We start from the raw sequence: 22,607 nt of genomic DNA, 5'->3' as shown, positions 1-22,607 counted from the left end.
CGCAGGTCACACCACCCCACAGGAGCTCCCCGTGCGCCTCTCCCGTCCCCTCGCCGGTCTCGCCGCGGCTGCCGTGCTCGCCACGGGCGCCCTCAGCGGGTGCGGTGTCTCCGACGCCGAGATCCGGCCCGGTGTGGCCGCCGACGTCGACGGCGCCGAGATCAGCCTCGACCAGGTCGCCGAGGCGGTGGCCGACACCTGCGAGGTGCTGCAGGGCTCGCCCGAGCTGCTCCAGGGTGGCTTCACCGGCGCCGAGCTGCGCGGCATCGTGGTCCAGCAGCTGGTCGTCACCGAGGTCGCCACCGCGATCGCGGAGGAGAACGGACTCGACGCCGACGTGCTGCGCCGTGAGGCCGAGCGCCAGGCCCGCAACAGCTTCGGCTTCACCGCCGAGGACTCCGACGACGCCTCCATCCCGGTCTTCGCCGCCAGCAGCTTCCTCACCAGCGTGATCAGCGAGGTCGTGGACCCGACGCTGAGCGAGGAGGAGCTGGTCGAGCCGGGTCCGGCGTACCAGGCGTTCCTCGAGCAGTGGCAGGCCGAGAACGACATCGACGTGAACCCGCTCTTCGACCAGGTCGACTTCGCGGAGGCCGCCTCCGGCGCCCTCCTCTCCGACACCTCCGTCGCCGTCTCCGAGGCCGCGACGCTGCGCGCGCAGGCCGACGAGCTGCGCAACCGCGCCGCCCAGGGCGACCCGGCGGCCCAGGCCGAGCTCACGACGCTGGTCTCCTCGCTGCCGCAGTCGCAGGCGTGCGCCGCGGAGGAGGACGCTCCCGAGCCGGCCCAGGCGCCCCCGATCCCGCTGGAGAACCCGAACGGCGGCCAGGGCTGAGCCCATGACCCCCGAGCAGCCCCCGCAGCCCGAGCCGCTGCTGGAGCTGCGCGCGGTGATGGCCCGGCTCCGCGCCGAGTGCGCCTGGAAGCGCGGCCAGACCCACACCTCGCTGCTGCCCTACCTGGCCGAGGAGGCGGCGGAGGTCGCCGAGGCGGTGCACGAGGGGGACCCCGCGCACCTGTGCGAGGAGCTGGGTGACCTGCTGCTGCAGGTCTACTTCCATGCCGCGGTCGCCGCCGAGGCCGGGCAGTTCACGATCGACGACGTCGCCGAGGGCATCGTGGCCAAGATGCGCCGACGCAACCCGCACGTCTTCGGCACGCCCGAGCAGCGTGCCGAGGCCGCCGGGCTCAGCGCCGAGGAGATCGACCGGCGCTGGGAGCAGATCAAGCGCGCCGGCGGTTGAGCCCGGCGTACGCCGACGCGCCGACGATGCCCGGGGGCGGAACTGACGGGTCGAGGGTTCGAAACTGACGCTTCGGCGGGGGCGGGCGGGTCAGAGCGGTGGGCGGCGGTCCCACCAGGGCGCGGCCTGCTCCAGCTGGGCGGCCACCCGCAGCAGCAGCCCGTCGCTGCCCAGGCGCCCGACCAGCTGGGAGCCGATCGGCAGGCCCTCGGGAGTCCAGTGCAGCGGCACGCTCATCGCCGGGCGGCCGGTGAGGTTGGCGAGCTGGGTGTAGGGGACCCAGCCGAGGTTCTGGCTGATCATCTGGTCCACGAGCGGGGTGAAGCGCAGCACACCTCCGGCCTTGGCGGTCAGCAGCGCACGCTGCACCAGCGCCACAGGTGCGGGCAGGTCGAAGGCGCCGATGCGCGGCGGCGGCGTGGCCGTGGTCGGGGTCAGCAGCAGGTCGTGGTCGGCGTGGAAGGCCGCGAGGCGTCGTACGTGCTCGTGCCGGCCCTCGACCGCGCGCACGTAGTCGAGCGCGCTGGTCGCACGGCCCAGCGCGGCCATGACCCGGGTGTCCGGCTCGAAGTGGTCCTCGCCGACGCCGGCGGCCTCCATGGCCTCGGCGACCGAGGCCGCGCAGTGGACGAACCACGTGGTGAGGAAGTCCTTGGCGAGCTTCGCGTCGTCGACCGGCATCGGGACCTCGACGACCTCGTGGCCCAGGTCGCTGAGCAGGTCGGCGGCGCGGCGCGCGGCGGCGATCGCCTCGGGGTGCGGGTCGGCGTTGATCGAACTGGCCCAGGTGACGCCGATCCGCAGCCGGCCCGGGTCCTGCCCGACCTCGGCGGCGAACCCGCCCTCCGGCAGCCCGCCGGGGAGGTACGCCGAGGTGTCGCTCGGCCCGGCCAGCACGTCGAGCATCGCGGCGGAGTCGCGCACGCTGCGCGAGACCACCCCGTCCGTGGCGGTGCCGCCGATCGGCTCGCCGTGGGCGGGGCCGTAGGGGAGGGTGCCGCGGCTGGGCTTGAGGCCGAAGAGGCCGCAGGCCGAGGCGGGGATCCGGATGGAGCCGCCGCCGTCGCTGGCTGCGGCGCAGGGGACGACACCGGCCGCGACCGCGGCGGCGCTGCCGCCCGAGGAGCCGCCCGGGGTGTGGTCGGTGTCCCAGGGGTTGCGGGCGGGTCCGAAGACGTGCGGCTCGGTGAGGGCCTTCGCGCCGAACTCCGGGGTGTTGGTCTTGCCAAACACGACCAGCCCGGCTTCGACCCAGCGCTCGACCGTGGTGGCGGTCTCGGCCGCCGGCACGTCGCGCAGGGCCCGGCTGCCGTTGCTGGTCGGCACCCCGGCCAGGTCCTGGTGCAGGTCCTTGAGCAGGAACGGCACCCCGGCGAACGGCCGACCGCCCTGGGGCTCGGGGCCCGTCGCCGCCGGCGGGTGGACGTCGCGCACGACGGCGTTGAGGACCGGGTTCACCTCCGCCAGACGGGCGCGGGCCGTGGCGAGCAGCTCGGCGGGGGTAGTCCCACCGGTGCGCACCAGCTCGGCGAGGGAGACGGCGTCGTGGTCGCGGTAGTCCTGCACGGTCCACACGGTAGTCCCGGTGGTCGAGGCACGAGCGGAGCGAGCCACGAGACCCGGCGCGGCCACGGTCGCCGGACCCCCTAGAGTCGTGGGCCGACGTACCCGCCCCTTCCCTGCCCCTTCCAGGCACCTCTCAGGAGAGCACCGTGGCATCCATCGAAGCAGTCGGCGCCCGCGAGATCCTCGACTCGCGCGGCAACCCCACCGTCGAGGTCGAGGTCCTGCTCGACGACGGGACCTTCGCCCGTGCCGCCGTGCCCTCGGGCGCCTCGACCGGCGCCTTCGAGGCCGTGGAGCGGCGCGACGGCGGCGACCGCTACCTCGGCAAGGGTGTCGAGAAGGCCGTCGACGCGGTGGTGCAGACCCTCGGCCCCGCCATCGAGGGCCTCGACGCCGACGACCAGCGCCTGGTCGACCAGGCGATGCTCGACGCCGACGGCACGCCCAACAAGGCCACCATCGGCGCCAACGCGATCCTCGGCGTCTCGCTGGCCGTGGCCCGCGCCGCCGCGGACTCCGCCGGCCTGCCGCTCTACCGCTACGTCGGCGGCCCCAACGCCCACGTCCTGCCCGTGCCGATGATGAACATCCTCAACGGCGGCGCGCACGCCGACACCAACGTCGACATCCAGGAGTTCATGATCGCCCCGATCGGGGCGCCCTCGTTCCGCGAGGCGCTGCGCTCGGGCGCGGAGGTCTACCACGCGCTGAAGTCGGTGCTGAAGTCCCGCGGCCTGGCCACCGGCGTCGGCGACGAGGGCGGCTTCGCCCCGGACCTGGAGTCCAACCGCGCCGCGCTCGACCTGATCGCCGAGGCGGTCGACAAGGCCGGCTACGAGCTGGGCAAGGACATCGTGCTCGCCCTCGACGTGGCCGCCACCGAGTTCTGCACCGACGGCTCCTACGCCTTCGAGGGCCAGCAGAAGTCCGCGGCCGAGATGACCGCCTACTACACGAGCCTGGTCGACGCCTACCCGATCGTCTCCATCGAGGACCCCCTCGACGAGGACGACTGGGAGGGCTGGCGCACCATCACCGAGCAGCTCGGCGCTCGCACCCAGCTGGTCGGCGACGACCTCTTCGTCACCAACGTCGAGCGCCTGCAGCGCGGCATCACCGGCGGCCAGGCCAACGCCCTGCTGGTCAAGGTCAACCAGATCGGCTCGCTCACCGAGACCCTGGACTCCGTGGACCTCGCGCACCGCAACGGCTACCGCTGCATGATGAGCCACCGCTCGGGCGAGACCGAGGACACCACCATCGCCGACCTCGCCGTGGCCACCAACTGCGGCCAGATCAAGACCGGCGCCCCCGCGCGCTCGGAGCGGGTCGCGAAGTACAACCAGCTGCTGCGGATCGAGGACGAGCTCGGCGATGCCGCCCGGTACGCCGGTGTGTCGGCGTTCCCGCGCTACTCCTCCTGAGCGACCCTAGGACCATGCCGGCCGATCGTCGTACGTCCTCGCGCGCCTCGGGGCCGCGGGGCCGCACCGGTCCCGGTCGCACCTCGCGCCCGGCAGGCCGCCCCGTGCGGGCGACCGCCGACACCGGTGCCCCCGGGCGCCGGCGGCCCCGGCTGACCAGTCGCGCCACGGTGCTCCTGCTGGTCCTCGCGGTGCTGGTGGTCTCCTACGCCTCCTCGGCGCGGGCCTACCTCCAGCAGCGCGGCGAGCTCGACGCCCTGCGCGCCGAGATCGCCGAGCGCGAGGCGGCCATCGACCAGCTGGAGCGGGAGATGCGCCGCTGGGACGACCCGGCCTACGTCCAGCAGGAGGCCCGCGAGCTCGGCTACGTCCTGCCCGGGGAGACCTCCTACGTCGTCCTCGACGAGGACGGCGAGCCGCTGGAGAGCGCCGCCGAGCTCGCCGACCCCGACGAGGTCGGTGAGCAGGAGGAGCCCGCGGTCTGGGAGGACGCCTGGGACTCCATCGTCCTGGCCGGTCGGCCCCCTGTCGACGAGGGCACGCCCCCGCTGACCGAGATCGACGGCTCCCAGGAGAGCGGGACGGAGGACGGGGATGGCTGAGTCCCCCGAGCACGACACCGAGCAGGCCGGCGGGCATTCGGCCTGGCCGGCGGAGCCGTTCTCCGAGGCCGACGCCGCCGCCGTCGAGGCCCAGCTGGGCCGCGAGTCGCGCGGCGTCCACGGAGTCGGGCACCGCTGCCCCTGCGGCAACCCCGACGTGGTCGCCACGCAGCCCCGGCTGCCGAACGGCACACCGTTCCCCACGACCTTCTACCTCACCTGCCCGCGCGCGGCCTCCCGCATCGGCACCCTCGAGGGCTCCGGCCTGATGCGCGAGATGCAGGACCGGCTCGGCACCGACGCCGAGCTGGCCGCCGCGTACGCCGCCGCGCACGAGCGCTACCTCGAGGTCCGCGGCGCCATCGCCGCCGAGCACGGCCTGGACGTCCCCGAGATCGAGGGGATCTCCGCCGGCGGCATGCCCGACCGGGTCAAGTGCCTGCACGTCCTGGCCGGCCAGTCCCTGGCCATGGGTCGCGGCGTCAACCCGCTCGGCGACGAGGTCCTCGACCTGCTCGGCGCCTGGTGGGAGACCGGCCCCTGCGTGGGCGGGCCCGACTCCGGCCCGGACCCCGGCGCCGACGCGGAGGCCCAGGCCTAGTGCGCGTCGCGGCCATCGACTGCGGCACCAACACCATCAAGCTGCTCGTCCTCGACGAGCACGGTGCCGACCTCGAGCGGGAGATGCGGATCGTCCGGCTCGGCCAGGACGTCGACCGCACCGGCCGGCTCGCCGACGAGGCGCTGGCCCGGACCTTCGCCGCGGTGGAGGAGTACGCCGCGCTGGTGGCCCGCCACCGCGTCGACCGGATCCGCTTCTGCGCCACCTCCGCCACCCGTGACTCCGCCAACGCCGCCGACTTCGCCGCCGGCGTGCTCGCCCGGCTGGGCGTCGAGCCCGAGGTGCTGACCGGCGCGGAGGAGGCAGCCCTGGCCTGGGCCGGCGCCACCGGCGGGCTGCCCGGCATCGACCCCGCCGCCGACGGTCCGCTGCTGGTGCTCGACATCGGCGGGGGCTCGACCGAGCTCGTCCTCGGCACCGGCGCCACCCCCGACGCCGCCCACTCCATGGACATCGGCTCGGTCCGGATGACCGAGCGCCACCTCGTGCCCGCCGTCGCGGGTCAGCCCCCGACCCGCGACCAGGTCGCCGCCTGCGTGGCCGACGTCGACGCCGCGCTCGACGCCTGCCCGGTCGACCCAGCCGCAGCCCGCACGGTCGTGGGCGTGGCCGGCACCGTGACCACGCTGGCGATGGGGGTGCTGGGCCTGTCGGCGTACGACCGGGGCGCCACGCACGGCGCCCCCCTCCCCGTCGCCGACGTGCACGCCCTCTGCGACCGCCTCCTCGGCTCGACCGCCGCCGAGCGCGCCGACCTGGCCTGGCTGCACCCCGGCCGCGCCGACGTCATCGCCGCCGGTGCCCTCGTCCTCTCCCGGGTCCTCGCCCGCACCCGGGTCACCGAGCTGGTCGTCAGCGAGTCCGACATCCTGGACGGCATCGCCTGGTCCCTCCGCGCCTGACCCCCGACTGCCCGCCGGACGGCGGGTCGGCTCCTGCGACCGGGGTGCGCCAGGGCGAGGGCGGAGAACATCGCCCCGGAGGAGGGTGGATGGGCCTGGCCCCCGCCTCGTGAGGGACGAACGAGGCGGGTGGTTCCGACGAAGGGGCGGTGTTCTCCGCCCTCGCCCTGGTGTGCCCCACCCACGCCGGCGCCGACCCGCCCACCTCCACCCCGCCCACCTCCACCCCGCCCACAGCAACCCCCATTGACAGTCACCCCCACCACATCGGGTGGCGTGCGGACGCGGGTGGTCGGGAACAGTGACCGGGCAACCGATCTGGAGGAGGAGCACGATGAGCAAGGTGACGATGCTGGCCGCGGCCGGCGTGGGGTACGTCCTGGGCGCTCGCGCGGGCCATGAGCGGTACGAGCAGATCAAGGCCACGGCGCAGAAGGTCGCCCGCGACCCGCGGGTGCAGTCGGCGAAGGACAAGGCCGTCGACCAGGCCACCACGCAGGCCGAGGCCGCGATGGATGCGGCCAAGGAGAAGGTGCAGAGCGCCGTGCCGAGCGGCGGCTTCACGCAGCAGGCGACTCCCTGACCGAGCTCGCCGACGCCCTCGACCGGCTGGGGGAGCAGGTGGCGCAGTGCCGCGCCTGTCCCCGGCTGGTCGCGTGGCGCGAGCAGGTCGCGACCGAGAAGCGAGCGGCGTACGCCGACCAGACCTACTGGGGCCGGCCGGTGCCCGGCTTCGGTGATCCCGAGCCGCGCATCCTGGTCGTGGGCCTCGCGCCAGCGGCACATGGCGCCAACCGGACCGGTCGGGTCTTCACCGGCGACCGGTCCGGCGACTGGCTCTTCGCCAGCCTGCACCGGGTGGGGCTCGCGGCGCTGCCGACCAGCACGCACCGCGACGACGGGCAGCGGCTGGACGGCGTCCGCCTGGTCTCGGCGGTGCGCTGCGCCCCGCCCGCCAACAAGCCGACCCCGGCCGAGCGCGACACCTGCGCCTCCTGGCTGGACCAGGAGCTGGCGCTGGTGCTGCCCCACGTGGAGGTGGTGGTGACGCTCGGTGCCTTCGGCTGGGCGGCCGCGCTCGCGGCGCTGGACCGTGCGGGGCTGGACGTGCCACGGCCGCTGCCGCGGTTCGGGCACAGTGTGGAAGTCCCGATGGCCGACGCCGAGGGACGGGTCCGGACCCTGCTCGGCTGCTACCACCCGAGCCCGCACAACACCGTCCGCGGGCGGCTGACGGAGGCGATGACGGACGAGGTGCTCGGCCGGGCGCGGGCCCTTGCGAGAATGCCCGGGTGAACAGTCCTCGCAGCACGGCCCCCAGCATCCTGCACGCCGTCACCGTCCTCGGACACGACCGGCCCGGCATCATCGCCGAGGCCACGGGTCGCCTCGCCGGTCTCGGCCTGAACCTCGAGGACTCCACGATGACCCTGCTGCGGGGTCACTTCGCGATGATGCTGCTGTGCGCGGGCGACGCCCCGGCCGCCGACATCGAGACCGCGCTGGCGCCGCTCGCCGACGACGGCACGCTGACCGTGACCGTGCGCGAGGTGCCGCAGGAGCCCGCTGCCGCTGCTGCCGGCACCTCGTGGGTGCTGACCGTGCACGGCGGCGACCGCCCCGGCATCGTGTCCGCGGTGGTCGGCCAGGTGGCCGAGGCGGGCGGCAACATCACCGACCTCACGACCCGGCTGGCCGGCGACCTCTACCTGCTGGTCGCGGAGATCGACCTGCCCGCCGGCGCCGACGTCGACGCGGTCGGCGCCGCGATCCGGGCCGCCGCCACCGACCTGGGCGTCGGCGCCACGCTGCGCCCGGCCGAGGCCGACGAGCTGTGAGCCATCCCAGCGATCAGCAGGGTCAGCAGGGCGGGCAGCAGCCGGGCACCGGGGGCGTCCACGAGCGCGTCCTGGCCTGGAGCGAGACCGAGCTGGGGGTCGAGGGACGCGTGCTCGAGGTCGTGCGCGCACCCGCGGCCGTGCTGTCGGCGGTGGGGGAGCGGGTCGACCCGACCAGCCCCGAGACCGTCCAGCTGGCCGCCGACCTGGTCGCCACCATGCGGGTCAGCCCCGGCTGCGTCGGGCTGGCCGCCCCGCAGGTGGGCGTGGGGGCGCAGGTGTTCTGCGTCGACGTCTCCGAGCATCCCAAGACCCGCGACCACCACGGCACGTTCGTGCTCTGCAACGCCGAGGTCGTCGCGAGCAGCCGCAACGAGAAGGCCCGCGAGGGGTGCATGAGCGTCCCGGACCTCACCGGCGACGTGAAGCGTGCCTCCCGCATCGTCGTGCGTGGCCAGCTGCCCGGCACCGGCGAGGAGGTCGAGCTGCACGCGAACGCCTTCGAGGCCCGCTGCCTGCAGCACGAGATCGACCACTGCCAGGGACTGCTCTTCGTGGACCGGGTCGCCGGGGCGCACGCGATCTTCGCGCGCCAGACCTACCTCTGAGCGGCAGCCACCCGGCGGCGTACGGTCCCGGGACGTCATACGCTGCGCGGCGACGGACGTCCCCGCCGCATGACGTCCGTCGTTGCACCGGGCCCCCGTGTCCCAACCGGCAGAGGAAGGCGCCTTAAAAGCGCTGTGGTGCGGGTTCGAATCCCGCCGGGGGCACCCGAGGTCGACCGGGCCGGCCGGGCCGGCCTGGTCGGGCGCGCCGCGCCCGACGGCGTACGACGCCGGGCGCGGCTCTCAGCGGATCCTCAGGCTCCGCGGGAACGCCACCGCCCGGGCGAGCGTTGTACCGATCAGGACCCCCTAAGGTGGGTACATCCCCTGTGGGCCGCCGCCCGGCGGCCTCCGACGGCCTCCAAGGAGAGACCATGCAGAGCAACAACCCGGTGTTCCGCCGGTCCGAGGCGTTCAGCGGAAGCGGCGCCCACGGAACCCAGTCCTACGGCAACTCCGGCTACGGCTCCGACCCCTCGCAGTGGGGCGTCGGCGCCCCCGGTGACACGCAGGGCTACGCCCCTGCCCCGCAGGCGCCCAGCGCCCCCATGACCATCGACTCGGTGGTGCAGAAGACCGGCATCACCCTCGGTGTCGTCGTCGTCACCGCCCTCGCGACCTGGGTGATGCTGCCCGAGATCAACGAGGACACCGCGAGCTCGGCCCTCGGCACCGTCAGCGCCGTGGCCACCTTCGGCTTCCTCGGTGCCTTCGTGCTGTCGCTGGTGAACTCGTTCAAGAAGGTCGTCAGCCCGCCGCTGGTGCTGGCCTTCGCCGCGCTCGAGGGCATCGCCCTGGGTGCGATCTCGATGCTCTTCAACGTCGCCTACCCCGGCGCCGTGCAGGGCGCGGTCATCGGCACCTTCGCGGCGTTCGCCGGCACGCTGGCGGCGTACAAGATCCTCAACATCCAGGTCGGCGACAAGTTCCGCAAGTTCGTCGTCGCAGCCGTCTTCGGCATGATCGGGCTCTCGCTCATGGAGCTGGTGCTGGGCCTCTTCAACGCCGACATCGGCCTCTTCGGCGTCAGCGGTCTCGGCATGGTCACCGCGGTGGCCGGCCTCGTGCTCGGTGTGTTCATGCTGATCATGGACTTCGACTTCGTCGAGCAGGGCATCCGCTACGGCGCCCCGGAGCGCGAGTCCTGGACCGCCGCGTTCGCGATGACCGTCTCGCTGGTCTGGATCTACACCAACCTCCTGCGCATCATGGCGTTCTTCAGCCAGGAGTGAGGACGCGCCAGCGGACTCACTGACGGTGGTCGAGCGAGCGGCACGCCTGAGGAACGAAGGCGTGACCCGCGTGTCGAGACCCGGTCGATGTCCGTGACGGTGCTCCCCAGCACGTCGCGTCCCCCCGCAAGGTCGGCGCGTCAACCACGAAGGCCCCCGGCTCTGTCGGGGGCCTTCGTGCGTCGTCGCGGCCGGTCGGCCAGGCGTGGCGGCGTACGGCGTTGCAGCAGGTTCAGCGGCCGGCCGCGGAACCTGACGGCGGGACGCTGACGTTCCAGCGGCTGGCCGTCAACTCCAGCGGCCGGCCGCTGAAACGGTGCAGACCTTCCCCGCGCAGGCAGCAGCGTCCACACGGTGCCCGTCGTGCCACGGGCCCGACCACGTCCCGCAGATCGGTCGAGGCGTCCTCGTCAGCCCTCGGCGACCTTGAGGTCGACGACCTCGGCCAGCGGGCCGTCGTCGGAGGCAGCTGAGGAGTCAGCGGCGTCGGTGTCGACCTCGTCGGGCGTCTCGGCCTCGGTGTCCGGGTGGCGGCGGCGGTGCCGCAGCTCGACCCACAGGCCGCGCACGCCGCGGCGGGAGCCGCCGACCTCGGTGCCGTCGAGCTCGGTGCCGGGCACCTGGACGGCGCGGATGGCCGCGTCGCTGATGGGCAGCACGCCCTCGCCGCGCAGGGACTCGAGGGAGTCCTCGTCGGGCTCGATGACCCCGACGGCGGCCAGCACCGAGGGGACCATGACCCCGGCCAGCGAGCGGTAGCCCGCCGCGGAGGGGTGGAACTGGTCGGGTCCGAAGAGTAGGGCCGGGGCGGCAGCGAACTCCGGGCCCAGGATCGAGCCCAGCGACACGGTGCGGCCGCCCTGCTCGATGACGGCGATGGTCTGGGCGGCGGCGAGCCGGCGCGACCACGCGCGGGCGACCTGCTTCAGTGGCGGGGCGATCGGCTTGATCGTGCCCAGGTCGGGGCAGGTCCCCACGACCACGGCGACCCCGGCCGCCTGCAGCCGCCGCACGCCCTCGGCGAGGTGCCGCACGGAGGTGGAGGGGGTCAGCAGGTGCGTGACGTCGTTGGCGCCGATGAGGATGACCGCCACGTCGGGGTTGATCGGCAGGGCCCGGTCGATCTGGTCCTCGAGGTCGGAGGACTTGGCCCCGACCACGGCGAAGTCGCGGAGGTAGACCCGGCGGTCGGCGTGCTCGGCGACGGCGCTGCCGAGGATCGCGCCGGGCGTGTCCTCGACCCGCTCGACGCCGTACCCGGCAGCGCTGGAGTCACCGATCAGGGCGATCCGCAGCGCCGGCCCGGGACGACCGCGGCCGTACCAGCCGGTCGAGTCCGGTGGAGGGTGCTCGATCATCGGACCGATGGTCTTGCGCGCCCAGCGGGCCTCCGTGGCGAGCACGCCGTAGAGGCCGGCGCCGAGCACGGAGAGACCGCCCCCGCCGTACGCCGCGGCGGAGGCGAGCTTGCGTGCTGCCGCTGCCTTGCCCATGGCCCCTACCCTAAGGACCGCTCCTCCAGGCCGTGACACCCCGTCGGGGGTCCGCGCTGGCTGCTCGCGCCTTTGCAGCATGTCCAGCATGTGGGCATAGGTTGGTCAGGTGCAGTACGTCGACAGCCTTTTGGACCTCATCGGACACACCCCCCTGCTGCGGCTCGGGCGCACCCTGGACGCCCCGCTCGGGCAGGGCGAGGACGGGCCGCTGGTGCTCGCGAAGGTGGAGTACCTCAACCCCGGCGGCTCGGTGAAGGACCGGATCGCGACCCGGATGATCGAGGCCGCGGAGGCCTCGGGCGCACTGCAGCCCGGCGGCACGATCGTCGAGCCGACCTCGGGCAACACCGGGGTCGGGCTGGCGATGGTCGCGCAGGCCAAGGGTTACAAGTGCGTCTTCGTCTGCCCCGACAAGGTGAGCGAGGACAAGCGCAACGTGCTCAGGGCGTACGGCGCCGAGGTCGTGGTCTGCCCGACCGCGGTCCCGCCCGAGCACCCGGACTCCTACTACAACGTCTCCGACCGGCTCTCCTCGCAGCCGGGCGCCTGGAAGCCCGACCAGTACTCCCACCCGCACAACCCGCGCTCCCACTACGAGACCACCGGTCCGGAGATCTGGGAGCAGACCGAGGGGCGGATCACCCACTTCGTCACCGGCATGGGCACCGGAGGCACGATCTCCGGCGTCGGGCGGTACCTCAAGGAGCGCGCTGCTGAAAGGGGAGGGCCCGACATCCAGGTGGTCGGCGCGGACCCGGCCGGCTCGGTCTACTCCGGCGGCGACGGACGGCCTTACCTCGTCGAGGGCGTGGGCGAGGACTTCTGGCCCGACACCTACGACCGCACCGTCGCGGACCGGGTCATCGAGGTCTCCGACGCCGACGCGTTCTCCTTCACCCGCCGCCTGGCCCGGGAGGAGGCGCTGCTGGTCGGCGGGTCGTCCGGCATGGCGGCGTACGCCGCGAAGCAGCTGGCGCACGAGCTGGCCGCCGAGGGCCGCACCGACGCCGTCATCGTGGTGCTGCTGCCCGACTCCGGCCGCGGCTACCTCACGAAGATCTTCAACGACGACTGGCTCGCGCAGTACGGCTTCCCGACCGGCACCACCACCGAGACCACCGTCGGGGAGGTCCTGCGCGGCAAGTCCGGGCGGCTGCCCGACCTCGTGCACACCCACCCCGCCGAGACGATCGCCGAGGCCGTGGCGATCCTGCAGGAGTACGGCGTCTCGCAGATGCCCGTCGTGCGCGCCGAGCCCCCGATCGTGGCCGCCGAGGTCGCCGGGTCGGTCTCCGACCGCGCGCTGCTCGACGCGCTCTACGCCGGGCACGCCTCGCTCACCGACAAGGTGGAGGACCACATGTCCGCCCCGCTGCCCACCATCGGCTCCTCCGAGGAGGCCACCTCCGCGGTCAGGCTGCTCGAGCACGCCGACGCCGTGCTCGTCCACGAGGACGGCAAGCCCGTCGGCGTCCTGACTCGGCAGGACCTGCTGGCCTTCCTCGCCCGCGCCTGAACCCCCGTCGCTGGTTGGTCGAGCAGCGAGCGCCAGCGAGCGTCGTCGAGACCGGGTGAGGTGTCTGTGGTGGGCGACCACAGGCACGTTGCGGGGTCTCGACGACGGCTCGCCCAGGGGCTCGCCTGCTCGACCATCACGCTTCGCTGGTGCCAGTCCCGTCCACGAGTGGTCGGCGGCAGTGGCCCCGCGCCAGCGCGGGCAGGTCGGCGAAGCGACCGTCGATGAGCGCCTCACGCTTGGCCCGGCTCCAGTTCTGCACCTGCTTCTCCAGGTAGTACGCATCGTCGACCCGGTCGAACTGCGCAGACCAGACCAACGTGACGGGTCTGCGTCGCACGGGTCGGGTGTAGGTCGCGCCCTCGCCGAGGTTGTGCTCGCTGATGCGCCGGTCGAGGTCGGTGGTGCTGCCGACGTAGTACGAGCCGTCCGCGCACTCGAGGATGTAGGTCCACGCCATGTCCCCGTGCTGCCCGTCGGTGGGTGTGGGTAGTCCCACTGATCCGCTGGTTGTGGAGAACTCGTCGGGCAGGTCGCGAGGTCTCGACGACGGCTCGCTGGCGCTCGCCTGCTCGACCGCCGGGGTGTGGGCAGGTCGCGGGGTCTCGACGACGGCTCGCTGGCGCTCGCCTGCTCGACCGCCGGGGTGTGGGCAGGTCGCGGGGTCTCGACGACGGCTCGCTGGCGCTCGCCTGCTCGACCGCCGGCCGCCTCGCACCGTGACCGGCGATCAGGGCTAGAGTGAGAACACGTTCTAGTTCTCGCCTGGAGGGCGCATGACTGCCACACCGGCCATCGAGGGATGGTTCACCGTCGGGGACGCCCCGACGCTGCTGGGGGAGCGGTGCACGGGGTGCGCCACGACCTACTTCCCGCCGACCGCCGCGGCTGCGGGCTTCTGCCGCAACCCCGGGTGCGACTCCGAGACCTTCGAGCAGGTGCCGCTGAGCCGGCGCGGGACGGTGTGGTCCTACACCGACGCGCAGTACCAGCCGCCGCCGCCCTACCAGGCGCCCGAGCCGTTCGTGCCGTTCGCGCTGGCGGCCGTCGAGCTGCCCGAGGGCATGGTGGTCGTCGGCCAGGTCGCGCAGGGCTACGGCACGGGCGACCTGCGTGTCGGCCAGGAGGTCGAGCTCGTGGTCGAGCCCGAGCACGCGAGCGAGCAGCTGATCTACCGCTGGAAGCCTGTGATCGAGCTGGGCGAGGAGGCCGACCAGTGAGCGGCAGCAGCACGAGCACGATCATCGCCGGCGTCGGCATGCACCCCTGGGGCAAGTGGGGACGCCCCTTCGTGCAGTACGGCGTGCACGCGGCCCGGGCCGCGTTGGCGGACGCCGGCATCCCGTGGACCGACGTCGACCTGGTGGTCGGCGGCGAGACCGTCCGCAACGGCTACGCCGGGTACGTCGCCGGCTCGACCTTCGCCCAGGCGCTCGGCTGGAACGGCGCGCGGATCGCGACGTCGTACGCCGCCTGCGCGACCGGTGCCCAGGCGATCGACACCGCCCGCGCCCGGATCCTGGCCGGCATGAGCGAGGTCGCCCTCGTGGTCGGTGCCGACACGACCCCCAAGGGGTTCCTGGCCCCCAACGCCGGCGAGCGCTGGGAGGACCCGGACTGGTTGCGCTTCCGGCTGCTCGGCATGACCAACCCGGCGTACTTCGCGATGTACGCCCGCCGCCGGATGGACCTCTACGGCGCGACCCAGGAGGACTTCGCCCAGGTCAAGGTCAAGAACTCCCGGCACGGCCTGACCAACCCCTACGCCCGCTACCGCAAGGAGGTCGGCGTCGAGGACGTGATGTCCAGCGCGGTGGTCTCCGACCCGCTGCACCTGCTCGACATCTGCGCGACCTCCGACGGCGCGGCGGCGGTGGTGCTGGTCTCGGAGGCCTACGCCCAGCGGCTCGGCCTGGCCGACCCGGTCAGGGTCGCAGCCGTCTCGACAGTCACCCCGACCTTCCCCAACACCGTGCTCGACATGCCCATGCTCAGCACCGACGCGGGCACCCCGGGGGACCGGACCTTCAAGCAGTCGATCGGTGCGGCGGCATACGAGGAGGCCGGGATCGGTCCCGAGGACGTCGACGTCGCGGAGGTCTACGACCTCTCGACCGCGCTCGAGCTGGACTGGATGGAGGACCTCGGCCTCTGCAAGGAGGGCGAGGCGGAGTCGCTGCTGCGCGCGGGCGAGACCACCCTCGGGGGGCGGATCCCGGTCAACCCGTCGGGCGGCCTGGCGTGCTTCGGCGAGGCCGTCCCGGCCCAGGCGCTGGCGCAGGTCTGCGAGCTCACCTGGCAGCTGCGCGGGCAGGCCGAGGGTCGGCAGGTCGAGGGCGCCCGGGTCGGCATCACCGCCAACCAGGGGCTCTTCGGGCACGGCTCGTCGGTGATCGTCACGCGCTGACCCGGCTGGGGTCTCGTGGCTCGCTGGCGCTCGTGCTGCTCGACCACCGGTGGTGGTCGAGCAGGCGAGCCCTGGCGAGCCGTCGTCGAGACCGGGTGACCTGTCTGTGGTTGGCGACCACAGGCAGGTGCGGCGGTCTCGACGACGCTCGCTGGCGCTCGCTGCTCGACCATCGAGCGGGGCACGACGCTCGCTGGCGCCCGGGCTGCTCGACCATCGAGCGAGCCAGCAGGCCCGCGTCAAGACGGGGGGACCTAGGTCCCGCAGGCCGGGTCCGAGGGTCCGTCGGGGCGGGTACCTCCGGCCGTGCCGGTGACCCCGGGCCGCACCCGAGGGTGGGGGCGTGGACCTCGACGCCCTCGACATCGCCCGCTGGCAGTTCGCCATCACGACCGTCTACCACTTCCTCTTCGTCCCGATCACGATCGGTCTCTCCGCGATGGTCGCGGGCTACCAGACCGCGTGGCTGCGGACGGGCAACGAGCAGTGGCTGCGGCTGACGAAGTTCTTCGGGAAGCTCTTCCTGATCAACTTCGCGCTCGGCCTCGTGACCGGGATCGTGCAGGAGTTCCAGTTCGGGATGAACTGGTCGGACTACTCCCGCTTCGTCGGTGACGTCTTCGGTGCCCCGCTGGCGATCGAGGGACTGCTCGCCTTCTTCCTGGAGTCGACCTTCCTCGGTCTGTGGATCTTCGGCTGGGACCGGCTGCCGCGACTGCTGCACGCGAGTTGCATGTGGCTGGTCCACCTCGGGACCCTCTTCTCGGCGTACTTCATCCTGGCCGCCAACTCGTTCATGCAGAACCCGGTCGGCTACGAGTACAACCCGGAGACCGGGCGCGCGGAGCTGACCGACTTCCTCGCGGTGATGACCAACAAGGTCCAGCTCGTGACCTTCCCGCACGTCATCGCGGCGGCCTACATGACCGCGGGCGCGTTCGTCGTCGGCGTGGCGCTGTGGCAGCTGGTCCGCGCGAAGGGGACCGAGGGCAGCGCCGACCGGCCGATGTACCGCACGGCTGCCCGCTCGGGTGCCTGGGTGCTGCTGGTCGCCGGTCTCGCGGTCACGGTCTCCGGCGACGTGCAGGGCAAGATCATGACCGAGGTCCAGCCGATGAAGATGGCCGCGGCCGAGGCGCTCTACGAGACCGAGCAGCCGGCGGCGTTCTCGGTGTTCACGATCGGGACGCCGGACGGGAGGACGGAGAAGTTCTCGGTCACGATCCCGAACCTGCTCTCCTTCCTCGCCACGGGCGACCCCGAGGGCGAGGTGGAGGGCATCAACCCGCTGCGCGAGCAGTACGTCGCGACGTACGGCCAGGATCCCGGCGCGAGCTACTACAGCGCGGGCGACTACACGCCGTACATCCCGCTGACCTACTGGTCCTTCCGCTTCATGATGGGCCTGGGCTTCGCCGGCATGGCGGGCGGCCTGGCGGTGCTGTGGGCGACCCGCCGCGGCCGTGCGCCGACCGCGCAGCGCTGGACCTGGGTAGCGGTCGGCCTGCCGCTGATGCCGCTGCTGGCCAACTCCTTCGGCTGGATCTTCACCGAGATCGGCCGCCAGCCGTGGGCGGTCTTCGGCCTCATGACGACCGAGCAGTCGGTCTCGCCGGGGGTCAGCGCCACCGAGATGCTGGTCTCGCTGCTCACCCTCACCGCCCTGTACGGCGTGCTGGCGGTCGTCGAGCTGAAGCTGCTGCTCGGTGCCATCGCCAAGGGCGCGGACCCCTACGTCGAGCCGGTGCTGCGCGACGACGACAACGACCCCGACCGGCCGCTGGCCTTCGCGTACTGAGGGCTGAGGAGAAACACCATGGAGCTCACGACCGTCTGGTTCTGCCTGATCGCCGTCCTGTGGATCGGCTACTTCGCCCTCGAGGGCTTCGACTTCGGGGTCGGCATCCTCATGCCCGTGCTCGGCCGCGACGAGCGTCGCCGCCGGGTCCTGCTCAACACCATCGGCCCCGTCTGGGACGGCAACGAGGTGTGGGTGCTGGTGGCCGGTGGCGCGACCTTCGCCGCGTTCCCCGAGTGGTATGCCACGCTCTTCAGCGGCTTCTACCTGCCGCTGCTGCTCATCCTGGTTGCGCTGATCGTGCGCGGGATGGCCATCGAGTACCGCCACAAGCGCGACGACGCCACCTGGCGCGCCCGCTGGGACCGCGCGCTGTTCTGGGGCTCGCTGGTGCCGGCGGTGCTGTGGGGCGTGGCTTTCGGCAACATCGTCGGCGGCGTGCCGATCGACGCCGACCTGGAGTACGCCGGCGGCTTCCTGACCCTGCTCAACCCCTACGCCCTGCTGGGCGGGCTGACCACCCTGTCGCTGTTCGTCACCCACGGCGCGATGTTCGTGGCGCTGAAGACCGACGGTCCGGTCCGGCACGACGCACGGGTCCTCGCGACCCGGTCGGGGCTGGTGGCCGCCGTCCTCGCCGTCGTCTTCCTCTCCTGGACCCAGCTCGACACCGGCTCGCTCGGCTCGGCGCTGCTCTTCGTCCTCGCCGCGGTCGCGCTGCTGGCCGGGGTCGCCGCGGCCGGTGCCGGCCGCGAGGGCTGGGCCTTCCTCGGCACGTTCGTCACGATCGCCCTCGCGGTGGCGGGGCTCTTCGTCGCGCTCTTCCCCGACGTCATGCCGACCACGCTCGCCGACGGCACCTCGCTGACGACGACCAACGCCGCCGCCACTGCCTACACGCTGAAGATCATGACCGTCGTGGCGGTCGTGTTCACCCCGGTCGTGCTGGCCTACCAGGCGTGGACCTACTGGGTCTTCCGCAAGCGGATCGCCGTGCACCACATCCCCGAGCCCGTGCTGGCCGGCGACCGGCCCGGCGACCGGCCCGCGGGCGGCCGCGCTGACGTCACCCGATGAGCTCTTCACGTTCCATGCGGCCGACCGACCCACGCCTGCTCCGCATGCTCGCCCCCGCGCGGGGTGCGCTGGCCGGTGTCGTCGCCGCCGGGGTGGTCGGCGCGCTGCTCGTGGTCGCGCAGGCCTTCGCGGTGACCGGGCTGGTCGTGGCCGCGGTCGAGGGTCGGTTCTCACCGGGCTGGGCTGCTGCGGTCGCCGGCCTGCTGGCGGCCCGCGGGCTGGTCGGCTGGGTCTCCGACGCGGCCGCGGCCCGGGCTGCGGCCGCGGTCGGCTCCGACGTACGACGGCGGCTGACCGCGTCCGTGCTGGCCCGACCCGGACGCGACTCGTCGGCCGACGCGGTGCTGGTGACCCGGGGCGTGGCCGCGCTCGAGCCGTACCTCACGCGCTACCTGCCGGCCCTCGTGCTCGCCGCGGTGCTCCCCGGGCTGACCGTCCTGGCGATCCTCAGCCAGGACTGGATCGCGGCGCTGATCGTCGTGTGCACGCTGCCCCTGGTGCCGGTCTTCGGAGCGCTGGTCGGGCTCGCCACCCGTGACCACGCCGAGCGGCAGTGGCGCGCGCTGTCGTCGCTGTCGGGGCACTTCCTCGACGTCGTGCGGGGTCTGCCCACACTGGTGGCGTTCCGCCGGGCGCGGGCGCAGTCGGCCCGGATCGCCGAGGTCACCGACGCCTACCGACGCTCGACCCTGCAGACCCTGCGCGTGGCCTTCCTGTCCTCGGGCGTGCTCGAGCTGGTCGCGACGATCTCGGTCGCCCTGGTCGCCGTCGTCGTGGGCCTGCGGCTGGCCGAGGGCGGGCTGGACCTGCGGACGGCCCTGGTCGTCCTGCTGCTGGCCCCCGAGGCGTACTGGCCGCTGCGCCGCGTCGGCGCGGAGTTCCACGCCGCCGCCGAGGGGGTCGCCGTCGTGGAGCAGGTCAGCGCGCTCCTGGACGGGACCGGACCCGGCGGTCGAGCAGGCGAGCGCCAGCGAGCCGTCGTCGAGACCCCGGCTCTCGCTGGTCGAGGTGCGAGCGCAGCGAGCCACGAGGCCCCGGCCGCCCGCCGGGCGTCCCTCGCCGTCCGCGACCTCGTGGTCGTGCGCCCCGGCCGCACGACACCTGTCCTGGACGCCCTGAACCTCACCATCGAGCCGACCGGCGTCACGGCGCTCACCGGCCCCAGCGGCTGCGGCAAGTCGACCCTGCTCGCCGTGCTCGCCGGACTGCTCGAGCCCACGTCGGGGGAGGTCGAGGTGCCGCCCGCAGCGGACGTCGCCTGGCTGCCCCAGCAGCCGGGGTTCGTCGAGGGGACGATCGCCGACAACCTGCGGCTGGCCGACCCGCTCGCGACCGACGCGCGGCTCTGGGCGGCGCTGGCACAGGTCGCGCTGGCCGAGCGGGTCCGGGCACTGCCCGAGGGCCTGGACACCCCCGTCGGCGAGGACGCGGCACGCTTCTCCGCCGGCGAGCGGGCCCGGCTGGCGATGGCGCGCGCGGTCGTCTCCGACCGGCCGTGGGTGCTGCTCGACGAGCCGACCGCCCACCTGGACCCGGTCACCACCCGGGTCCTCACCGACACCATCGCCGAGCTCGGCCGCACACGGGGGGTCGTCGTGGTCGCCCACGACCCCGCCGTCGTGGCCGTCGCGGACCGGGAGCTGCGGCTGTCGGCGCGAGGTGCGGGTCGTGTGGCCCAGGACGCGAGGGAGCGCGGCGTGGGGCCTCGACCCGCACCTCGACCCGTCGACCGAGCCGGGTCCGGACACTCCGACGCGCCGGAGGGGGCCGGCTGTTCCACTCCGGACACCTCCACCGACGGGTCGAACGCGCGGGGCCTCGCGCTGGCGACCCTTCTCGGCACCCTGGCCAGCCTCTCGGGGGTCGCGCTGACCGCGACGGCCGGCTGGCTGATCGTGCAGTCCTCCACGCACCCGCCGGTGCTGACGCTGATGGTGGCCATCGTGGGCGTGCGGACCTTCGGGCTGGCGCGCCCGGTGCTCCGGTACGCCGAGCGGCTGCGATCCCACGACACGGTGCTGCGGCTGCTGGCGAGCCGGCGCGTGGCGGTCTACGACGCGCTGGTGCCGCTCGTCCCGGGGCGGTTGGACCGTCGTCGTGGCGATCTGCTCACCGCGCTGGTCGACGACGTGGACGCCGGGCTGGACCGGGAGCTGCGGGTGCGGATGCCGGTGCGGACCGCGGTGGCCGTCCTCGCGGTCGCGGCCGCGGTCACGACCGCGTGGGCGGCCCCGGCCGGGCTCGGTGTCGCGCTCGTGGGGCTCGGCGGAGCTGCGGCGTACCTCCTCGCGCGGGCGGGCGCCGCCCGTGCCGAGCGCGAGCAGGTCGCGCTGCGCGCACGGCTGGCCGAGCGGGTGGTCGCCACGACCCGGCTGGCCGAGGAGCTGACGATGTGGCAGGCGGTCGACCGCGCCGTCGCGGAGGTGGGCGGGACCTCCGACGCGCTCGGGGCCTCGTCGCGGCGCTCGGCCCGGTGGCTGGGCGCGGCCCGGGCGCTGGTGCTCGCCGCCACGGGCCTCGGGATGGTCGCGGTGGCCGCGCTGGTCGAGCCGGGAGCAGTCGGCGCGCCGGTGCTCGCGCTGCTGGTGCTCGTGCCGCTCGCGCTGGTCGACGTGGTGCTGCCGCTCGCGGACGCGGGGGCGCTCTCGGCCCGCACAGCTGCGGCCGCGGCCCGGGTCGACGCGCTCCTCGCGGGCGCGCCGGGCGCGGGGGACCCCGCGGCGCCGGCCGTCGCAGCGGGGAGCGCGGTGTCGCTGGACGACGTGGGTGCCGGTTGGGGGGCGGCACCCACGTTCGAGGGGCTGGACCTGCGGCTCGAGGAGGGCGGCCGGGTCGCGCTCGTCGGGCCCAGCGGCTGCGGCAAGAGCACGGTCGCCGCGCTGCTGCTGCGGTTCCTGGAGGCGCGGGCGGGCACGGTCGCCCTGGGCGGGGTGCCGCTGCCGGCGCTCGCGGCCGATGACGTACGCCGTCGGGTCGGGCTGGTCGACGACGACCCGCACCTGTTCTCGACGACGCTCGTCGAGAACGTGCGGCTCGCGCGCCCCGATGCCGACGACCACGAGGTCGAGGCGGCGTTGCGGCGGGCACGTCTGGGGGAGTGGCTCGACCAGCTGCCCGAGGGGCTCGGGACCTGGCTCGGCGAGGGCCACGACGGGGTCTCCGGGGGCGAGCGGGCACGGATCGCGATCGCCCGGTCGCTGCTCGCCGACCAGCCGGTGCTGGTGCTCGACGAGCCGACCGCGCACCTGGACGAGGCGACCGCGCAGGACCTCGCCGAGGAGGTGCTCGGCGACCCCGGACGCAGTGTCCTGTGGATCACCCACGGCACGGCCGGCCTCGACCTGGTGCAGCAGGTGGTAGAGATGGCGGGACGACCGACGACCCCGTCCCGAGGAGCCACCGCATGTCCGAGAGCGCCGATCGCCTGATCCGGGTTTTCCTCCTCGACGACCACGAGGTCGTGCGGGAGGGGCTGCGCGCCCTGCTCGAGAGCACCGGCACGATCGAGGTCGTGGGGGAGGCCGGCACCGCCGCCGAGGCGACCGCCCGCATCCCGGCGCTGCACCCCGACGTCGCCGTGCTCGACGCCCGCCTGCCCGACGGCTCCGGCATCGAGGTGTGCCGCAGTGTCCGCGCGGTCGACCCGTCGATCCGGGCGTTGATCCTGACGTCGTACGACGACGACGAGGCGCTGTTCGCCGCGATCATGGCCGGTGCCGCGGGCTACGTCCTCAAGGACGTCAAGGGGCTCGACCTGGTCGCCGCGATCAAGCAGGTCGCCGACGGCAACTCCCTCATCGACCCCGCGCTCACCGCTCGGGTCCTCGAGCGCGTCCGCAACGGCCCGGCCACCGCCCCCGAGCTCGCCGAGCTCACCGAGCAGGAGCTCAAGCTGCTCGCGCTCATCGCCGAGGGCCTCACCAACCGCCAGATCGGCGAGCGGATGTTCCTGGCCGAGAAGACGGTCAAGAACTACGTCTCCTCGATCCTGGCCAAGCTCGGCCTCGAGCGCCGTACCCAGGCCGCCGTCCTCGCCTCCAAGCTCCTCGGCCCCGACGGCCGCCCCCGCTGACCCCGGGGTGCCGCTGACTCGGCACGGATTCAAGGCTGAGTCGTCACGGATTCAACAGCGAGTCGGGCTCTTGTGACTGATGTGTGGGTCATGTTCGGCCTGGGAGTGTGGGTCGGTGTCCGCCGAGGGTGAGCATGAGCAGCGCGATGAGGGCGTCGGGGTCTTTGAAGCCGAAGGCCATGCGGGTGCGGAGTCGGATCTTG

At 73.7% G+C, this 22,607-nt stretch carries 21 protein-coding genes and 1 tRNA gene; 19 read left to right on the top strand and 3 right to left on the bottom strand.

Features of this window, described 5'->3' with window-relative positions; translation table 11 throughout:
- Positions 1-31: 31 nt before the first annotated feature.
- Complete coding sequence (locus Q1V71_RS18025; protein ID WP_300645621.1) at positions 32-835, top strand: hypothetical protein; 804 nt, start codon at positions 32-34, stop codon at positions 833-835.
- 4 nt (positions 836-839) lie between these two features.
- Positions 840-1,244, top strand: a complete 405-nt coding sequence (locus Q1V71_RS18020; protein ID WP_300645619.1) for a MazG nucleotide pyrophosphohydrolase domain-containing protein — start codon at positions 840-842, stop codon at positions 1,242-1,244.
- Between the two features lie 90 nt (positions 1,245-1,334).
- Here Q1V71_RS18020 and Q1V71_RS18015 read toward each other — a convergent pair whose 3' ends face one another.
- Positions 1,335-2,810 carry an amidase gene (locus Q1V71_RS18015; RefSeq protein WP_300645617.1) on the bottom strand — a complete coding sequence of 492 codons (1,476 nt, stop codon included), beginning with the start codon at positions 2,808-2,810 and terminating at the stop codon, positions 1,335-1,337.
- Between the two features lie 146 nt (positions 2,811-2,956).
- Here Q1V71_RS18015 and eno point away from each other — a divergent pair, with 146 nt between their 5' ends.
- The 10 genes from eno to Q1V71_RS17965 all read left to right on the top strand — a co-directional run bounded on the left by eno (position 2,957) and on the right by Q1V71_RS17965 (position 10,038).
- Entirely contained in the window at positions 2,957-4,234 is a 1,278-nt protein-coding gene (eno, locus tag Q1V71_RS18010; protein ID WP_300645616.1) for a phosphopyruvate hydratase, read from the top strand.
- A 14-nt stretch (positions 4,235-4,248) separates the two neighbouring features.
- Positions 4,249-4,836, top strand: coding sequence for a septum formation initiator family protein (locus Q1V71_RS18005; protein WP_300645615.1), 588 nt, complete (start codon positions 4,249-4,251; stop codon positions 4,834-4,836).
- Positions 4,829-5,437, top strand: a complete 609-nt coding sequence (locus Q1V71_RS18000) for a DUF501 domain-containing protein (RefSeq protein WP_300645614.1) — start codon at positions 4,829-4,831, stop codon at positions 5,435-5,437. The genes Q1V71_RS18005 and Q1V71_RS18000 overlap by 8 nt, the downstream gene beginning before the upstream one ends.
- Positions 5,437-6,360 carry an exopolyphosphatase gene (locus Q1V71_RS17995; RefSeq protein WP_300645613.1) on the top strand — a complete coding sequence of 308 codons (924 nt, stop codon included), beginning with the start codon at positions 5,437-5,439 and terminating at the stop codon, positions 6,358-6,360. The genes Q1V71_RS18000 and Q1V71_RS17995 overlap by 1 nt, the downstream gene beginning before the upstream one ends.
- A 334-nt stretch (positions 6,361-6,694) precedes the next feature.
- Positions 6,695-6,943, top strand: a complete 249-nt coding sequence (locus Q1V71_RS17990) for a hypothetical protein (RefSeq protein WP_300645611.1) — start codon at positions 6,695-6,697, stop codon at positions 6,941-6,943.
- Between the two features lie 38 nt (positions 6,944-6,981).
- On the top strand, positions 6,982-7,656 hold the full coding sequence (locus Q1V71_RS17985) for a uracil-DNA glycosylase (protein ID WP_300645610.1): 675 nt from the start codon (positions 6,982-6,984) through the stop codon (positions 7,654-7,656).
- Entirely contained in the window at positions 7,653-8,198 is a 546-nt protein-coding gene (locus Q1V71_RS17980; protein ID WP_300645609.1) for an ACT domain-containing protein, read from the top strand. Before Q1V71_RS17985 ends, Q1V71_RS17980 begins: the two co-directional genes overlap by 4 nt.
- A complete protein-coding gene (gene def / locus Q1V71_RS17975; protein WP_300645608.1) occupies positions 8,195-8,806 on the top strand; it encodes a peptide deformylase in 612 nt (203 codons plus the stop codon). Before Q1V71_RS17980 ends, def begins: the two co-directional genes overlap by 4 nt.
- 91 nt (positions 8,807-8,897) lie before the next feature.
- Positions 8,898-8,971, top strand: a tRNA-Leu gene (locus Q1V71_RS17970).
- A 209-nt stretch (positions 8,972-9,180) separates the two neighbouring features.
- Positions 9,181-10,038, top strand: coding sequence for a Bax inhibitor-1/YccA family protein (locus tag Q1V71_RS17965; protein WP_300645607.1), 858 nt, complete (start codon positions 9,181-9,183; stop codon positions 10,036-10,038).
- Between the two features lie 410 nt (positions 10,039-10,448).
- Here the strand turns inward: Q1V71_RS17965 and Q1V71_RS17960 are convergent, their stop codons facing one another.
- Positions 10,449-11,531 (bottom strand): SGNH/GDSL hydrolase family protein, encoded by a 1,083-nt coding sequence (locus Q1V71_RS17960; RefSeq protein WP_300645606.1) that lies wholly within the window; start codon positions 11,529-11,531, stop codon positions 10,449-10,451.
- Positions 11,532-11,640: 109 nt separating this feature from the next.
- On the opposite strand from Q1V71_RS17960, the gene Q1V71_RS17955 reads away from it, so the two are divergent.
- The gene (locus Q1V71_RS17955) at positions 11,641-13,050 is read left to right on the top strand and encodes a cystathionine beta-synthase (RefSeq protein WP_300645604.1); all 1,410 of its coding nucleotides are present in this window, start codon (positions 11,641-11,643) and stop codon (positions 13,048-13,050) included.
- Between the two features lie 136 nt (positions 13,051-13,186).
- Here the strand turns inward: Q1V71_RS17955 and Q1V71_RS17950 are convergent, their stop codons facing one another.
- A complete protein-coding gene (locus Q1V71_RS17950; RefSeq protein WP_300645603.1) occupies positions 13,187-13,510 on the bottom strand; it encodes a GIY-YIG nuclease family protein in 324 nt (107 codons plus the stop codon).
- A gap of 316 nt (positions 13,511-13,826) precedes the next feature.
- Between Q1V71_RS17950 and Q1V71_RS17945 the strand changes: the two genes are divergently transcribed.
- The 6 genes from Q1V71_RS17945 (at position 13,827) to Q1V71_RS17920 (ending at position 22,404) form a co-directional block, all read left to right on the top strand.
- Positions 13,827-14,270, top strand: coding sequence for an OB-fold domain-containing protein (locus tag Q1V71_RS17945; protein WP_300645602.1), 444 nt, complete (start codon positions 13,827-13,829; stop codon positions 14,268-14,270).
- Positions 14,267-15,457 carry a lipid-transfer protein gene (locus Q1V71_RS17940; RefSeq protein ID WP_300645601.1) on the top strand — a complete coding sequence of 397 codons (1,191 nt, stop codon included), beginning with the start codon at positions 14,267-14,269 and terminating at the stop codon, positions 15,455-15,457. Before Q1V71_RS17945 ends, Q1V71_RS17940 begins: the two co-directional genes overlap by 4 nt.
- A gap of 343 nt (positions 15,458-15,800) precedes the next feature.
- Positions 15,801-17,255, top strand: coding sequence for a cytochrome ubiquinol oxidase subunit I (locus tag Q1V71_RS17935; RefSeq protein WP_300645599.1), 1,455 nt, complete (start codon positions 15,801-15,803; stop codon positions 17,253-17,255).
- An 18-nt stretch (positions 17,256-17,273) separates the two neighbouring features.
- On the top strand, positions 17,274-18,332 hold the full coding sequence (gene cydB, locus Q1V71_RS17930; protein WP_300645598.1) for a cytochrome d ubiquinol oxidase subunit II: 1,059 nt from the start codon (positions 17,274-17,276) through the stop codon (positions 18,330-18,332).
- 44 nt (positions 18,333-18,376) lie between these two features.
- Positions 18,377-21,760 carry a thiol reductant ABC exporter subunit CydD gene (gene cydD / locus Q1V71_RS17925; RefSeq protein WP_300645596.1) on the top strand — a complete coding sequence of 1,128 codons (3,384 nt, stop codon included), beginning with the start codon at positions 18,377-18,379 and terminating at the stop codon, positions 21,758-21,760.
- Positions 21,736-22,404, top strand: a complete 669-nt coding sequence (locus tag Q1V71_RS17920; RefSeq protein ID WP_367280164.1) for a response regulator — start codon at positions 21,736-21,738, stop codon at positions 22,402-22,404. The genes cydD and Q1V71_RS17920 overlap by 25 nt, the downstream gene beginning before the upstream one ends.
- Positions 22,405-22,607: the final 203 nt, after the last annotated feature.

Source organism: Nocardioides sp., from assembly GCF_030149505.1.
GTDB lineage: Bacteria > Actinomycetota > Actinomycetes > Propionibacteriales > Nocardioidaceae > Nocardioides.
This window is presented reverse-complemented; position numbering and strand designations above follow the sequence as displayed.